The 14,978-nt window shown below is 65.4% G+C and carries 12 protein-coding genes; 6 read left to right on the top strand and 6 right to left on the bottom strand.

Annotation, left to right across the window (positions count from 1 at the left end; genetic code table 11):
- Positions 1-119: 119 nt before the first annotated feature.
- The 4 genes from JQ616_RS00325 to JQ616_RS00310 form a co-directional block, all read right to left on the bottom strand.
- Positions 120-734, bottom strand: a complete 615-nt coding sequence (locus JQ616_RS00325; protein ID WP_212011372.1) for a glutathione S-transferase family protein — start codon at positions 732-734, stop codon at positions 120-122.
- A 156-nt stretch (positions 735-890) separates the two neighbouring features.
- On the bottom strand, positions 891-2,204 hold the full coding sequence (locus tag JQ616_RS00320) for an MFS transporter (RefSeq protein WP_249136301.1): 1,314 nt from the start codon (positions 2,202-2,204) through the stop codon (positions 891-893).
- Between the two features lie 125 nt (positions 2,205-2,329).
- The gene (locus JQ616_RS00315) at positions 2,330-3,139 is read right to left on the bottom strand and encodes an MBL fold metallo-hydrolase (RefSeq protein WP_212011371.1); all 810 of its coding nucleotides are present in this window, start codon (positions 3,137-3,139) and stop codon (positions 2,330-2,332) included.
- On the bottom strand, positions 3,136-3,510 hold the full coding sequence (locus JQ616_RS00310) for a Crp/Fnr family transcriptional regulator (protein ID WP_212011370.1): 375 nt from the start codon (positions 3,508-3,510) through the stop codon (positions 3,136-3,138). Before JQ616_RS00310 ends, JQ616_RS00315 begins: the two co-directional genes overlap by 4 nt.
- Positions 3,511-3,714: 204 nt before the next feature.
- On the opposite strand from JQ616_RS00310, the gene JQ616_RS00305 reads away from it, so the two are divergent.
- From JQ616_RS00305 to JQ616_RS00295, 3 genes are all read left to right on the top strand, one after another.
- Positions 3,715-4,797, top strand: a complete 1,083-nt coding sequence (locus JQ616_RS00305) for a hypothetical protein (RefSeq protein WP_212011369.1) — start codon at positions 3,715-3,717, stop codon at positions 4,795-4,797.
- A gap of 91 nt (positions 4,798-4,888) precedes the next feature.
- Complete coding sequence (locus JQ616_RS00300; protein WP_212011368.1) at positions 4,889-6,436, top strand: hypothetical protein; 1,548 nt, start codon at positions 4,889-4,891, stop codon at positions 6,434-6,436.
- Between the two features lie 95 nt (positions 6,437-6,531).
- Positions 6,532-6,696 carry a hypothetical protein gene (locus tag JQ616_RS00295; RefSeq protein ID WP_212011367.1) on the top strand — a complete coding sequence of 55 codons (165 nt, stop codon included), beginning with the start codon at positions 6,532-6,534 and terminating at the stop codon, positions 6,694-6,696.
- A 52-nt stretch (positions 6,697-6,748) separates the two neighbouring features.
- Here JQ616_RS00295 and JQ616_RS00290 read toward each other — a convergent pair whose 3' ends face one another.
- Together JQ616_RS00290 and putA are read right to left on the bottom strand one after the other, a co-directional pair.
- Positions 6,749-7,954 carry a CaiB/BaiF CoA transferase family protein gene (locus JQ616_RS00290; protein WP_212011366.1) on the bottom strand — a complete coding sequence of 402 codons (1,206 nt, stop codon included), beginning with the start codon at positions 7,952-7,954 and terminating at the stop codon, positions 6,749-6,751.
- A gap of 243 nt (positions 7,955-8,197) precedes the next feature.
- Positions 8,198-11,209, bottom strand: a complete 3,012-nt coding sequence (gene putA, locus JQ616_RS00285) for a bifunctional proline dehydrogenase/L-glutamate gamma-semialdehyde dehydrogenase PutA (protein ID WP_212011364.1) — start codon at positions 11,207-11,209, stop codon at positions 8,198-8,200.
- Between the two features lie 117 nt (positions 11,210-11,326).
- On the opposite strand from putA, the gene JQ616_RS00280 reads away from it, so the two are divergent.
- The 3 genes from JQ616_RS00280 to JQ616_RS00270 all read left to right on the top strand — a co-directional run bounded on the left by JQ616_RS00280 (position 11,327) and on the right by JQ616_RS00270 (position 14,779).
- On the top strand, positions 11,327-11,788 hold the full coding sequence (locus JQ616_RS00280; protein ID WP_212013056.1) for an Lrp/AsnC ligand binding domain-containing protein: 462 nt from the start codon (positions 11,327-11,329) through the stop codon (positions 11,786-11,788).
- A 121-nt stretch (positions 11,789-11,909) separates the two neighbouring features.
- Entirely contained in the window at positions 11,910-12,533 is a 624-nt protein-coding gene (locus JQ616_RS00275; RefSeq protein ID WP_212013054.1) for a hypothetical protein, read from the top strand.
- A gap of 182 nt (positions 12,534-12,715) precedes the next feature.
- Positions 12,716-14,779, top strand: a complete 2,064-nt coding sequence (locus JQ616_RS00270) for a tetratricopeptide repeat protein (protein WP_212011363.1) — start codon at positions 12,716-12,718, stop codon at positions 14,777-14,779.
- Positions 14,780-14,978: the final 199 nt, after the last annotated feature.

Raw genomic sequence — 14,978 nt, 5'->3', positions numbered from 1 at the left:
GAATGCCGACACGCCGCCGGCTACTTTGCATGGGGTTGTTTTCGATGTTTTGGCAGGGCGCCCCTGCGGAGGCAGGCTATATGCGATAGGCCTGCCCCCAGGGAGGGGTGAGGCTTGACCTACGCCTTCACCGACGGCCGCTCGGCCACACGGTTGAACCAGGCGACGATGTTGGCGTTCGACTGGTCCAGCGGCTGGCCGACCTGGTTGCCGAAATCGATCCAGCAATACAGCAGCATGTCGGCGAGGGTGAAACGCTGGCCGCAGATGTAGTCGCGGCCGTCGGCCATCTGGTCGTTGAGCCATTTGATGCGGTTGGCGGCGATCATCTTCAATCCCGGCGAGGCCTCCGGCGCCACCGGAATGCGCTTCTCGAAGAACTTCAGTGCCTCGCCGAAGCGGTAGCCATTGGCGAGCGGTTCGGCGATGTTGAGGTCGACGCGGCGCGTCCACATCCGGCATTCCGCGCGTTCCTCCGGCGTGGCGCCGATCATCGCGGGCGAGGGGTGCTTCTCCTCGAGATATTCGCAGATCGCGGTGATCTCGGAGAGGTAGTTGCCGCAGTCGAGCTCGAGCGCCGGCATCTGGCCGTGCGGGTTGCGCTTCAGATGTTCCGTCTCGCGGTTTTCGCCTTTGCGCAGGTCGACGGTTTGCTTGGGGATCTCGATGCCCTTCTCGGCCATGAACATGCGCACGATACGCGGATTGGGTCCGATCGAGTCGTAAAGCTTCATGGTCCTCGCTCCCTGTTGTTTCAGTGTTGTTGCCGTTGTTGAACAGGCCGCACACGGATTTGTCAAATGCAGGGTTGCATGCACGGTCGCGCAAGCCTGGGCTTCAGTCGTCGTACCGATTGCGCGCCGACCGCATGGGTCTCCTGCCGACGGAGATCATTGCGCCGGTTGAGTTGCTATTCCCGGCACGGACGGTCGCCCGCGATAGACCGACAGACCCACGAGGCCCACCGCTGCGGCGAAGAGGATATAGTAGACCGGAGCAGCCTTGTCGCCCGTGACCTGGACCAGCCAGGTGTTGATGAACGGTGCCAGCCCGCCGAACAGCATCACGGCGAGATTGTACATCAGCGATGCTCCGGTCGAGCGCACGCCGACGGGAAATATCTCGGTCATGAAGGCCGGCATCGGTCCGGCCAGGACACCGAGCAGAACCGCGACGATCTGCAATTGCCAGAGGTTCGCCGTGGTCGGCGCGGCGACGAGCCGCTGCAAGATCACATAGAACAGCAAGCTGTAGATGATCAGCGCCGGAACCAGGACCGCGCGGCGACCGATCCGGTCGGAGAGGGCGCCGCAGGCCACCGCAACCGCCGCATTGACGAGACTGACGACGAGCAGGCCGAGCTGCGCATTCAGGATCGGCAGCTTCAGCTCGGCGACAGCATAGGTCGGCAGAAAGATCGCATTGACATAGTTGATCGCCGTACCGGCCGCGATCAGGCAGAACGAGGCAATCAACTCGCGCGGATGTTCGGAGAACAACTGGCCGAGCGTGGTTTGCCTGCCCGGCTGCGCCGTCGCGGCCTTCTCGGCGAGATACGCCTTGAATTCGGGCGACTCGTCGCACCTTTGGCGCAGGTACCATCCGGTCGGCCCGATCAAAATGCCGAGGATGAACGGCACGCGCCAACCCCAGCTCGCGAAGGCGTCCGCCGACAGGCCGAGATTGAGGCCGATCGCCATCGCGGCACCGAGGCCGAACGCCAGCGATTGCGACACCATCTGGAACGAACCGTAGAAGCCGCGCCGGCCAGGCGGCGCGAACTCGATCAGCATCGCGCTGGCGCTGCCGAACTCGCCACCGGCGGAAAAGCCCTGGATCAGCCGTGCCAGCAGCAGCAACAGCGGCGCCGCGATTCCGATCGCGCCATAGGTCGGCAGGAGGCCGAGCAGGCCGGTGCCGGCAGCCATCAGCGATATCATCACGACCAGCGCCTTCTTGCGGCCGTGCTTGTCGGAATAGAGCCCGAACACCAGGCCGCCCAGCGGCCGGGCTGCAAAGGCGATCCCGAATGTCGCGAAGGTCAGCAGCAGCGAGGAATGCGGATTGTCCGCGGGAAAGAACAGCTTGCTCAGGATGCCGGCGAACAGGCCGAAAACCGTGAAGTCGAACCATTCCAGCGCATTGCCGATCGTGGAGGAGATCACCACCCGGCGGCGCATCTGCGCCATCGTGTCAGCCTGCATTCGCTTCGTCTCCCCGCTGTCGGCAACGGCTTGCATCGCCGCGTCCATAATTCTTATCGTTGCGAGCCGATCCTAGTGCAAAGCCATGGCAAGTCACAACGGGCGGCTTCGATTGGGGCCGAGGCTCAATCGTCGAGCTTGTTGAGGTCGCGCACCGATTGCATGATCGGCTCGAAATTGGAGCGCGCATCGAGTGCATCGAACAGCTGCGCGGTGTCCTCGAGCAAAGCATGCGAGCGTTGCAGCGCGATCCTCACGTCGTCCTGCGGCGTGTCGGAGAGCCGGCCATGGCCCGACAGCAGGATCTTCGAATCGAGCCCCTTGATCCGCTCCAGCGACTGGATGTAGTCGGCGATCGAGCCGGAGCCGAACACGCCGCCCATCACGCCGCCGGGCATCAGCGTGTCGGCGGCGAACAACAGGCCCTTGTCCTGGTCGAACAGCGAGATGCAGGCCGAGGTATGTCCCGGCGTGTACATCACGTTGAGGCGGAAATTGCCGAGGTCGATCAGATTGCCTTCCTCGAGCCAGATGTCGACGTCGATCGGCACGTTCGGTTCGTTGAACATCTTGCGCAGCATCGAGAAGTCGTCGCGGAGCATGATCTTGTTGGCGGCGAGCCGGTGCGCGGCGATATAGGCCGAGCCGTGGAAATGATAGGCCGCGCCGATGTGATCGAGATGCTCGTGGCTCAGCACCACCATGTCGATCATCTCGGGCGTCACCCCGAGATGGTTGAGACAGGCGACCAGCGACGCATAATTGCTCGACAGTCCGACGTCGATCATGATGGTTCGCTTGCTGCCGCGCACCAGATAGGCGTTCGCAGCACGGTTCTTGAAGCGGATCTGGTAGACGTCGTCGGCGGCCTGGATCAGTGTCGCGACGTCGGCGTCGAACAGCGTCTTGAACGGGCTCGGCTTGCGGTCGCTCATGGTGCGCCTGCGGTTCGGTAAGTGACGGCGTTGGAGGCACGCAGGCGTTTCGAGAGCGCATCCATCACCATCAGCGCGAAGGCCGGCTGCTGGCTGACCAGATAGACGAAGCGGGCGTGGTTGATCCGCATCACCCGCGTCGCAGGCGCGGAGGCGATCGCGGTCGCCGAGCGCGCCGAGCCGTCGATCACGGCCATCTCGCCGAAGAACTCGCCCTTGCCGAGGCTGACGATAACCGTCTTGTTTCCGCCATCGATCTTGGCGATGTCGACCTGGCCGTCGAGCACGACGAACAGCTCGCGGCCGGTCGAGCCTTCCTCAAAAATGACGTCATCGACACCAAATTCATTGATGCATTTCTCGATCGTCATGGCGCTCCCCTGCCTTCTGGCTGGAAGATGGCGGTATGTTAATCGGGAAAGCGCCGCGCGCAAACGGAGCTGACGCAGATTGCCGCAGCGCCGCATCGCCCAAATCCGGCCCGGAAAACTCCCTAAAATTTAGGTAATGGCGGAGCGGGGTAACCATTTCGCAAGCAATAAAAGTTACCGAATTCTCAACCCAGTCTGGAGACTTTGAACGTGAGTGAGCAGCAGAGCGAGCCGGTCAGCGGTCAAACCGGCGCCGAAACGGCGGCGAAGAGCGAGCCCGTGATGGCCGTGGCCGGTGTCGAGGCTCCGCGGCTCGCGCCCGAGCAGGAAGAGACCTCACCGAAGGCCGACGCGCCCAGGATCGATGCGCCCAGGATCGACGCGTCGAAGGTTGAAGCCCCGAAGGTCGAGCCGTCCCGGCTTGATCCCGCGATCGAGGCGAAGATCGACGCCAGGATTGGCGGCAAGATCGAGCCGACCAAGATGGAAGTGCCTGAGGTCGAGACCGGCAAGCGCGAAGAGCCGCGTTTCCCCGGCAAGCTGATGATCATGGCGCCCGGTGACCGGACCTGGGATGATGAGGCGAGCGCCTCCAGGCCGGGCGCCGAGCAGGCCGCCAAGACCGCAGGCAAGCCGGCCGGCACCCGCCGCTTCGGGGCGATGGCCGCGGTGATTGCGCTGGCGACGGTGGCCGGCGCCATCGGTGGCGCGCTGGCGACTGCGGGCCTCGGCCATCTCGCCGCCCCCGCCGCTGCCTCCGTCAGGGATGTGGCTGCCAGGGACGCTGCTGCCAAGGAAGCGGCCGACGCCGCGCTCGCCCGGATCGAATCCGAGCTCGCCGCCCTGAAGGCCAACGTCGAGCAGACCGCCAAGGCCGGCCAGGCCCAGTTCAGCAAAGCCAGCGACCGGATCGAGAAGGTCGAGAAGGCCCAGGCCGAGCCGATCGCCAAGCTCAACAAGCTCAGCGAAACCGTGGAGAAGCTGCGCGCCCCGCAGACGACCGTGGCCGCTGTCACGCCCGCCCGCGAGGTCACGGGTTCGATTCCGCCGGCGACTGCCGCGGCTGCGCCGGCCGCCCCCAAGCCTGAAATTGGCCGCCTGCCGGTGGTTGACGGCTGGGCGCTGCGCGACGTCGGCAATGGCGGCGCGCTGATCGAGGGCCGCGGCGGCATATATGAGGTCTATGCCGGCGATCCCGTCCCGGGTCTCGGCCGCGTCGATGCCATCCGCAAGCAGGACGGCCGTTGGGTGGTCGTCACCAGCAAGGGCCTGATCGTTTCGCGTTGATCGCCGAAACACGACGACAACAAGGCGCTTCACCGCGATGTGAAGCGCCTTTTTTCTTGAATAGGATTTGCCGCGCGGTGTTAGTGGGGGCATGAGCCCCGCGCTGAAATGCCTCCTGCTGATGTTCATCCTGCTCTGCGGTGCCGTGCCGGTACGTGCCGCCGAGGATCGCGCGCTCGAGCGCGGCGCGGCGGTGATCGATCCCGCGATCCTGCGCGAACTCGATCACAGCAAATTCAGTCTCGGCCGGATGCTCGCGCCGGAGCGCTCCGCCGATACGCCGCTGTCCAATCGCGAGCTGTTCGCCTTGTCTGCGTTGGTGCCGGTGCGCGAGGCGCTCGACCGTGAATTCGATCGCTATGTCGCAAAGCACAAGGCAAGCCTGCCGAACGAGAGCATCGGCGTCGGCGAGGGCTTTGCGTTTCAGCTGTTCGACCGCGCGCTGCTTGAATCGCCCGATGTTCGCTTCGTGCTGGCCGGCATCGTCAACCGCATGGACCGCGCCTATGTGGCGCCGAAGGATTGCGGCGAGATCCGGCTGATCTATCGGCTGACCCGCACCGACGTGGCGCTGATCGGCGAGAACGCGGTCTCGCAGCGGCTGCCGATGACGCTGAACCTGGTGCTGAAGGCGAAGGGCGACGGCAACGACGCATCGCTCTCCTGCCGCGAGATCGCACGGCGCTGGCTGGCAACCGGGAGCACTCAGCCTGCGATGGAGAAGCTGTTCGGCAGGGACGGTCCGCTCGAACTGATCGATGCCCGCAATATCGATCGCATCGAGACCAATCTGCAGATCGCCCACGCGCCGAAATCCGCGGCGCGCGACTTCCGCACCGACTATCTGCTGAAAGTGTTCGACTATGACGGCGCGGCGAAACGCTTTACCGAGGCGCCGCTGGAAAACCAGATCGACCGCGACCGCATTCTGGCCGACGCGGCGCTGAAGCGCGACTTCAAGGCGTGGCTGCTCGATCCCGGGCATTTTGCCGAGCTCGATCGCGGCACTTTGCTGATCCCCGATCGCTTCCTCGCGACCTCTGCGGTCGCGCCGACGCCGACCGGCTTTGATGTCAGCGAGCTGGAGCCTGAGTTCGGGATGGTGCAGGGCGAGGGGGCCGCCGGCACTGCGGTGTTCGCGGGAGATGACGTCGTCGGCGCCTTGAAGAAGGCCGCCGCTGACGGGACGAAGCTGCAGAACATCCAGTCGTTGGCCGGCTTCGAGCGGCGTCTCAACGACGTCACCTGCGCCGGCTGCCACCAGACCCGCGGCATCGGCGGCTTCCATTTTCCCGGCGTCGACTGGATGGCGGCAAAGCCGTCGAACTCCACCGTGGTGCCGGCCTCGCCGCATTTCTTCGGCGATCAGCCTCGTCGTCGCGATATCCTCTCAAGTTTCCGCGACGGCAAGACGCCGGATTTTTCGCGCGGCTTCTCCAACCGGCCGCAACTGCGCGCCGGCGCCGAGCTTGCCGGCACCGAATACAGCGACGGCTGGGGCGCGCATTGCTATCTGCCGGGCAGTAAGCCAGCTGAGACCGATCGCAGTTTCCGCGGCTGGACCTGCGCCGAGGGCCTCGCCTGTCAGGTTGCCGGGAAAACCTCGCGCATGGGCATGTGCTTCGTGAAGGGGCGGTAGTCTCCCGACCGGAACCGAAGCGTTCCCGCGTCATTAATTGATGCTACAGTCGAGCTTGCCCAGGACCTGACAGCTCTTGACCGGAGACCGGCCCGATGAGTGCTTCCGAGGACAACAAGCAGCGCGACCGCGAGATTGCGGCCAACGAGGCCGAGCGTCAGGCGAGCAGTGCCGTCCGCGTCAGCAGCTGGGCGATCGGGCTCGCAGTCATCATCGGCATCATCTTTGTGGCCATCGTCTGGGCCTGGATGAAACGTTGATCCCGGATTTCGCTTCGCTCCATCCGGGCTACTCACGACGGCGGTCGATCAGCTACGCCACCGCGCCGGACGCGCGCAGCTTCTGGATCGTGGCTTCGTCGTAGCCGGCCTGGCGCAGAATCTCGTCGGAATGCTCGCCGACCTCGGGCGGCTTGCGCGGCTGCACCTTCTTCGTGCCGTCGATGAAGATCGGGCTGTTGACGGTCAGCATGGTGTCGTTCTCGAAACGCACCAGCACCTCGTTCTCGATCATTTGCTTGTCGTTCGGGATGTCGTCGAGGATGCCGACGACGCCGAACACCAGGCCATTGCCGTCGAGGATCTTGCGCCATTCGGCGAGATCCTTGCTGGCGAACACCTCGTCGAAGATCTTGATCAGTTCGACCGAGCGCGCATGGCGGTCCGCCTTGGTGGCGAAGCGGGCGTCGGCGACGAGATCCTCGCGGCCCATGCAGCGCGCCAGGGTCGGCCATTGCCGGTCTTCATTGAGCAGCGACAGGATCAGCCAGCGCCCGTCTTTGCACTTGTAGTGGTTGGTGACGGCGTTGAGCGCTTCTTCGCGCGGCTTGCGCTTCTTGAACTTGGCGCCGGCGAGCTTGGCCTGCGCCAGCACGCCATTGGCCCAGACGCCGTTGGCCATCAGATTGGTCGAGACGTGCGAGCCCTTGCCGGTCCTCTCGCGCTGGAACAGCGCGGTGACGATTGCGCCGTAGAACGCCATTGCGCAGGGGTGGTCACCCATGCCGGCGACCGAGCGGGCAGGCGTGGTGTCCTCGTCGGCGCGCACCAGATCCATCAGGCCGGAGCGGGCCCAATAGGCGTTGGAGTCGAAGCCGGGCTTGTTGGCCTCTTCGCCCTTCTCGCCATAGCCGGTGAAGGAGGCGTAGATCAGCCGGTCGTTGAGATGGCCGAGATGGTCATGGGTGATGCCGAGCTTTTCGCGGACCTGCGGCGGCATGTTGGTGATGAACACGTCGGCCTCGGCGACCAGCTTGTAGAGCACCTCGCGTGCCTCGGGCTTGGTGAGATCGAGCGCGAGGCTCTTCTTGTTGCGGGCCTCGAGCATCCACGCGAAATTGTGCTCGCTGGCGGGATAGCCGGGCAGATTGGGCAGGTTGCGATAGGGATCGCCGGCTCCCGGCGGCTCGATCTTGATGACGTCGGCGCCGAAGTCGGACAGCACGGTGGCGGCCGCGGGCGCCGCGATGAAGCTCGCGCAGTCCAGGACCTTGAGCCCGTCAAAAATGCCTTTTTCCATCGTGCCGTCGCTCCCGTGGCGCTTGTTGGTGTTTTTCCGGTAGCTGGAATTATCGTGTGCGATGATCCCGATCGGACCGCCATTTGACCCATCTCGGGGGCACGATGCAACCCAAGCCGTTGCGGGGCGATGCGGCGCAAATTCGTAGGGTGGGCAAAGCGCAAGCGTGCCCACCATCACGAGCGCTGCATGGGATGGTGGGCACGGCGCGAACGCGCCTTTGCCCACCCTACGAAACCTGGCTTACTCCACCCCCGCCATCAATGCTGCGTTGCCGCCCGCAGCCGCGGTGTTGATCGTGATCGTCTGCTCGGTTGCGAAGCGCGTGAGGTAATGCGGACCGCCGGCCTTGGGGCCGGTGCCGGAGAGGCCGCTGCCGCCGAACGGCTGCACCCCGACAACAGCGCCAATCATGTTGCGGTTGACATAGATGTTGCCGACCTGGAGGCGGTCGATCACGTGCTCGATGGTGTCGTCGATGCGCGAATGGATGCCGAGCGTCAATCCAAAGCCGGTGGCCTCGATCGCGGTCAGCACGTCGCCGAGCCGCTCCGCGCGGTAGCGCACGACATGCAGGATCGGGCCGAACACCTCCTCACGCAACTGGCTCGCCGCCGACAGTTCGAAGATGTGCGGCGCGACGAAATTGCCTGCCGGCGCGTCGCCGGCGAGATGCACCCGCGCTTGCTGTTTCATCCGCGCGATATGTGCATCCAGCCGCTGCTTGGCCTCGGTATCGATCACCGGTCCGATATGCGTTGACGTCTCGGAGGGATCGCCGATCTTCAGCTCGCGTGCGGCGCCGGCGATCATCTCGATCATGCGGTCGGCGACGTCGTCCTGCACGAACAACAGCCGCAGCGCCGAGCAGCGCTGGCCGGCGGAGCGGAATGCCGAGGTCACGACATCGTCGGCGACCTGTTCGGGCAGCGCGGTGGCGTCGACGATCATCGCGTTGATGCCGCCGGTCTCGGCGATCAGCGGCACGATCGGGCCATCCTTGGCGGCGAGCGTCCGGTTGATCGAGCGCGCCACCTCCGTCGAGCCGGTGAAGACAACGCCTGCGATGGCGGAATGGCCAACCAGCGCGGCGCCGGCAGCGCCGTCGCCCTGGACCAGATGCAACGCCGATGGCGGCACGCCGGCCTGATGCAGCAGGTTGATGGCCTCGGCTGCGATGCGTGGGGTCTGCTCGGCCGGCTTGGCGATCACCGCATTGCCGGCCATCAGCGCCGCTGTCACCTGGCCGAGGAAGATCGCGAGCGGGAAATTCCACGGCGAGATCGCCACGAAGGCGCCGCGTCCGTGCAGCTCCAGCACGTTGCTCTCGCCGGTTGGCCCCGGCATCGTCTCGCCCTTGCCGAACAGCTGTTGGCCGAGCGCGGCATAGTAGCGGCAGAAGTCGATTGCCTCGCGTACCTCCGACAACGCATCGTCGAGCGTCTTGCCGCCCTCGCTCTGCAGCAGGGCCAGGAAATGGGCGCGGCGCTGCTCGAGCAGATCGGCGGCCTTGTCCAGGATCGCCGCACGTTGCGTGGCCGGCGTGGCGTTCCAGGCCTTGAAGCCACCGCGTGCCGCCGCGACCACCCCATTCGCCTGCTCGGTTGTCGACGCGGTGACCGTGTTGGGTGCAGCCTTGCGCTCGGCCGCGATCGCCGAGGTCAGCGCGCCCAGCGCCTTCCGTTCGCCGAACTCGATGCCGTGCGAATTCTCGCGCTGCGGCCGATAGAGATCGGCCGGCAGCGGAATTCCGGAATGCGCCCCATTGTTGTCACTACCGATGATCTCGGCCGGGCGGCGCAACAGGTCCACAATTGACACGCGATTGTCCGCGGCCAGCGCCACGAAGGACGAGTTGGCGCCGTTCTCGAGCAGGCGCCGCACCAGATAGGCGAGCAGGTCGCGGTGGCTCCCGACCGGCGCATAGGTGCGGTGGGCGATGTCAGGCCTGTCCTCGCCGAGCTGGGCGTAGAGCGCCTCGCCCATGCCGTGCAGCCGCTGGAATTCGAAACTTGCGGGATCATCCGACAGTTCGAGGATGGTCGCCACCGTCAGCGCGTTGTGGGTGGCGAATTGCGGAAACAGCCGCGGCCGCAATTCCAAGAGCTTGCGCGCGCAGGCAATGTAGTTCAGGTCGGTCATCGCCTTGCGGGTGAACACTGGATAGCCATCGAGCCCGCGCTCCTGCGCGCGCTTGATCTCGGTGTCCCAATAGGCGCCCTTGACGAGGCGCACCATCATCCTTCGGTCGAGCGCGCGCGTCAGTGCATCGATGTAGTCGATCACCTCAGTGGCGCGCTTCTGATAGGCCTGGATCGCAAGGCCAAAGCCGCTCCAGCCGGCAAGCGACGGGTCGGCGAAGGCAGCTGCGATCACGTCAAGCGACAGCTCCAGCCGGTCGGCTTCCTCGGCATCGACAGTGAAATTGAGATCGAACGCCTTGGCGCGGCGTGCCAGATCGATCAGCTGCGGCACCAGCTCGCTCATCACCCGCGCGTGGCTGACCGCCTCGAAGCGCGGATGCAGCGCGGAGAGTTTCACCGAGATGCCGGGCCGGTCGGGCAGGGCCTGATCGCCGGCCGCCTTGCCGATCGCATCGATCGCGCGGGCGTAGGATTCGAAATAGCGGCGGGCGTCGTCGGCCGTGCGCGCGCCTTCGCCGAGCATGTCGAATGAATAGCGTGAGCCGCGCGCGGTGTGCGATTGCGCCCGCGACAGCGCCGCCTCGATGGTCTCGCCGAGCACGAAATGGCTGCCCATCAGCCGCATCGCCTGCCGGGTCGCGGCGCGCACCGCCGGCGCGCCGAGCCGCTTGGTCAGCCGACCTATCGTTCCCTGCGGCGTCTCGCCGGGCTGGATCACGCGCGCCGACATGCCGAGCGCCCAGGCCGAGGCGTTGACCAGGAACGCGCTGGACTTGGTCTCGTGGTTGACGAAGTCGCCTTGGCCGAGCTTGTCCTCGATGAACTGGTCGGCGGTGCGCGCGTCGGGCACCCGCAGCAGCGCCTCCGCCAGCACCATCAGCGCCAGCCCCTCCTTGGTCGACAGCGCGAACTCCCGCAGCATGTCCTCGACCCCGCCGAGCGGATCGTCGTTGGCCCGGATCGCCTCGATCAGGCGGGTCGCGGTGCGGTCGATGCGGGCCTCCACCTCCGCGCCGAGCCTGGCGTCCTGGCGCAGCCGGCCGGCCATGGTGCCGTCGTCGGGGGCGTAGGGCGGGCTGAACGACGGCGGGAGCGGGGACGGGTCTGGCATGGCGGTTCCTTGCTGGCTTGTGGGAACTCCTACGCGCCTACGGACCGTAGTTCGATAGACAAATTAGCAGATTTGCCTTAGAAAATAAGGATCATTTCTGATATTGCCGTGGATATGATGGATATTGACAAGACGGACCGCAAAATCCTCTCGATCCTGCAAGGGGATGGACGGATTGCCAATGTGGAGTTGGCGGAAAGGATCGGCCTGTCGCCGACCTCGGTCGGTGAACGGCTGAAGCGGCTGCAGCGCGACGGCTTCGTCGAGGGCTATGGCGCGCGGCTCAACCCGCATCGGCTTGGGCTCGGCTTGTTGGTGTTTGTCGAGGTGCTGCTCGACAAGACCACCCCCGACGTGTTCGAGCGCTTCGCCAAGGCGGTCCAGACCGCGCCGGAAGTGCTGGAGTGTCACATGGTGGCCGGCGGCTTCGACTATCTGGTCAAGGCCCGCGTCGCCAACATGACCGCCTATCGCCGTTTCCTCGGCGAGACGCTGCTGGCGCTGCCGGGCGTGCGCGAGACGCGAACTTACGCGGTGATGGAGGAAGTCAAGCGCGATGCGCCGCTGCCGGTCGGTTGACGGCTGTTCGATGTGATCCACAGCCATGCGCCGGATGTATTGGCATCGCGGCGCACCCGCGATAATCCTGTCTTGCAGGGTAGGGCAGTGGTTCATGAAAGACGCCGATCAGCCGATACGAATGAAGCGGGCCGGGTTCACCGGTGCGCTTGCCGTTCTCATGCTCGCGCTGCCGTCAGCGGCGCCGGCCCGCGCGGCCGAGTTCAGCTCCGGCATCATGCAGCTTTATACCTCGGTCTCGATCTATCCGCCGTCGGCCTCGACGATGACCGTGTGCTACGGCTTCGTCTGCCGGCGCCGCGAGATGCTCGACTTCAACGCAGCCGACAGGGCCGCCCTGAGCAGGATCATGGCCACGGGCCGCGCCAACGCCGCCGCCGAACGCGCCGCCGTGCAAAAGGCCGTGATCTGGTTCGACCGCCGCATGGGGCCGATCCTCGGCACCGACAAGCGCGTGGCGAAAGCGGACTTCCGCGCCAATGACGACAAGCACAATTTCGATTGCTGGGACACGACGCGCAACACGACCAGCCTGATGCTGGTGATGCAGTCATGGAATCTGTTCAAGTTCCACGACGTCGGCGATCCCCACTATCGCGGCTTCCAGTTTATGCAGACGCCGCACAACACCGCCGTGCTGGTCGAGCGCGCCACCAAGGTGGAATGGGCCGTCGATCTCTGGCCCCGCGGCTATCTGCAACCGCCTGACGTCATGACCGTTGCCAAATGGGTGACGGAAGATTGAACGGCTGAGCATTGCGGCGCGTGTTCCATGGTGTTCCACTCCCGTTGATTGTAGGGATAGTTATCGCGTCATCGGCGCTGGAACCGAACCCCCAAGGTTCGACAATGCGTTCTGCGCCCATCACCTTTCGAGCCAAGTGACGCGGTAAGACGAGCAGCATTCGGTCAACCCGAGGCTACGATATGCATTTGCGTCCGACCCGCACCGCTGCTGCGACCTGTGGTGTTCGTTTCCAATCGTTGCTGGTGCTTGCGCTGCTGCTGTGGCCCGCGCTTGCCGGCCCGGCGCGCGCGGGTGACGTCGAGGATTGCAGCGGGGCGCCGACGGACAAGGCGGAGGCGGCATGCTCGGCCATCATCGGCGATGCCGCGCGGTCCACGGAGGATCGCACCAAGGCTTTCGCGGGCCGCGCGCGGTTCTATATCGCCCGCAACAAGTTCGATCAGGCCTTGGGCGATGCCGAGGCCGCGCTGCAGCTGAACCCGCAATTCATTTCGGCGCTGATCGCGCGCGGCTATGTGCAGCAGCGCAAGGGCAAAGCGGATCAGGCCCGCGCCGATTTCGATCGTGCGATCGAGCTCGAGCCGAAGAACCCGTTCGGCTTCCTCGCGCGCGGCAATCTGCGCGCCGATCAGCACGCCTGGAGCGACGCGATCTCGGACTACGACCAGGCGATCACGCTGCGGCAGGATCTGCCCGCAGCCCATGTCGGACGGGCACGGGCCTATGTCGAATCGGGGCAGCCCGATGCGGCGCTGGCCGACGCCAACACCGCGATTGCCGTCAACGCGAGCACGCCGAACGCGTTCTACTGGCGCGGCCAGGCCTACCGGCGCAAGGGCGACATCGATCACGCGATCGAGGATTTCTCGCGCGCGATCGCGCAGGCGCCGCAGACCGAGCGCAACGCCTATTTCGCCCGCGCCCAGCTCTACAGCGCCAAGGGCGACTACGTCCGCGCCATTGGCGACTTCGATTGGCTGTTGAAGGTTGTTCCCGACAACAAGGAGATCCAGCAGCAGCGCCAGCAGGCGCTCGCGATGCAGGCCGAGCTGGCGAAGGCCGGCGCGGCTCCGCAATCGCCGTCGGCGCCGGCTCCGGCCGCGCCGGCGCAGCCGTCCGCGGCCTCGAGCAATCAGCAGATCGAGCAGGCAAAGCAGTTCATCGCGCAGGGCAATTTCACCGGCGCCATCAGCAATCTCAGCCAGGTGCTCAGCGGCGATCCGCGCAACGAGGCGGCGCTGCGGCTGCGCGCGATGGCCTATTCACGGCTCAGCCGGCTGTCGGAGGCGCGCAACGACCTCAACGATCTGCTCAAGCTGAAGCCGAACGACCCGCAGCTGCTCGCCTTCCGCGCGCTCAATGCCGCAGGCTTGCGGCAGTTCGACGATGCCTCCGCCGACGCCAGCCGCGCCATCACGCTCGAGCAGAACAATTCGCTGGCTTACCTGGCGCGAGGCCTCGTCAAGGCCAGCACCGGCAAGGTGCAGGACGCGCTCGCCGATTACGATCATTCGATCTCGCTCAATCCCAAGGAGACATTGGGCTACACCGAGCGCGGGCTCGCCTATTTCGGTCTCAACCAGCTCGACAAGGCGCTGTTGGATTTCGATCAGGCCCTGGCGCTGGTGCCGACCAATCTGATCGCCAAATCGTGGCGTGGACTTGCGCTGATGCTCAAGGGCCGCGCCGACGAGGGACTGGTCGATATCAATGGCGTGCTGGAGCGAAGTCCCAACAATCCGACGGCGCAACTCGGCCGCGCGCTCGCGATGCTGACCTCGGCGCAGTATGACCGCGCCGTCGCCGCCTTCGACCAGATCGTCGCCAGGGCGCCCAACGATCCCTTCGCGCATGTGCTGCGCGCGCGCGCCTATCTTGGGCTGAAGAAGCCGGATGATGCGATGAAGGATCTCAATCTGATCCTGAGCACGCGGCCCGATTATCAGGCCGCGCTGACGCTGCGCGGCATCACCTGGTCGGCGCTGCGCAACTACGACAGGGCGGTCGCGGATCTCGATCGGGCGATTGCGCAGAAGGAGACCGTGGAGGGCTTGTTCGCCCGCGCCAAGGCGCACGAGGCGCTCAACCACGCGGACAAGGCGACCGAGGATTTCCGCAAAGCCACCCAGCTCGCGCCGTCGAGCGTGTTCGACGTGCTTGCGCAGGCCGAGTCGAATCGGAAAATCCAGGAGCTGTCGAAGCGGGTGCCGTGCGGCAGCGGCCAGGGCGGCACCTGCCTGTGAGCTGGCAGCTCAGGGGCGCGCTGCTTTCCGCAAAGGAGAGAGTGAGCAACAGCGCGCGATCGATCGCTGCTGAGAAAAGTTCAACGCCGTGGCGCGCGGGCATCGTGCCCGCTCCGCCGAACGTCATGCGTATGTTTTGGATCGGCTCTCACTCCCGGCTCGCGTCCGAGAGTGCGCCGCGGGATCTGGCGCTGACGCG

The organism is Bradyrhizobium tropiciagri, from assembly GCF_018130545.1.
GTDB classification, from domain to species: Bacteria; Pseudomonadota; Alphaproteobacteria; order Rhizobiales; family Xanthobacteraceae; genus Bradyrhizobium; species Bradyrhizobium tropiciagri_A.
The sequence above is the reverse complement of the archived record's forward strand: the minus strand, read 5'-3'. Positions and strand labels throughout refer to the sequence as shown.

Coding starts and splice junctions, on each gene's coding strand:
- JQ616_RS00325 (WP_212011372.1), bottom strand. CDS start 734: ATGAAGCTTTACGACTCGATCGGACCCAATCCGCGTATCGTGCGCATG.
- JQ616_RS00320 (WP_249136301.1), bottom strand. CDS start 2,204: ATGCAGGCTGACACGATGGCGCAGATGCGCCGCCGGGTGGTGATCTCC.
- JQ616_RS00315 (WP_212011371.1), bottom strand. CDS start 3,139: ATGAGCGACCGCAAGCCGAGCCCGTTCAAGACGCTGTTCGACGCCGAC.
- JQ616_RS00310 (WP_212011370.1), bottom strand. CDS start 3,510: ATGACGATCGAGAAATGCATCAATGAATTTGGTGTCGATGACGTCATT.
- JQ616_RS00300 (WP_212011368.1), top strand. CDS start 4,889: ATGAGCCCCGCGCTGAAATGCCTCCTGCTGATGTTCATCCTGCTCTGC.
- JQ616_RS00295 (WP_212011367.1), top strand. CDS start 6,532: ATGAGTGCTTCCGAGGACAACAAGCAGCGCGACCGCGAGATTGCGGCC.
- JQ616_RS00290 (WP_212011366.1), bottom strand. CDS start 7,954: ATGGAAAAAGGCATTTTTGACGGGCTCAAGGTCCTGGACTGCGCGAGC.
- putA (WP_212011364.1), bottom strand. CDS start 11,209: ATGCCAGACCCGTCCCCGCTCCCGCCGTCGTTCAGCCCGCCCTACGCC.
- JQ616_RS00280 (WP_212013056.1), top strand. CDS start 11,327: ATGGATATTGACAAGACGGACCGCAAAATCCTCTCGATCCTGCAAGGG.
- JQ616_RS00275 (WP_212013054.1), top strand. CDS start 11,910: ATGAAGCGGGCCGGGTTCACCGGTGCGCTTGCCGTTCTCATGCTCGCG.
- JQ616_RS00270 (WP_212011363.1), top strand. CDS start 12,716: ATGCATTTGCGTCCGACCCGCACCGCTGCTGCGACCTGTGGTGTTCGT.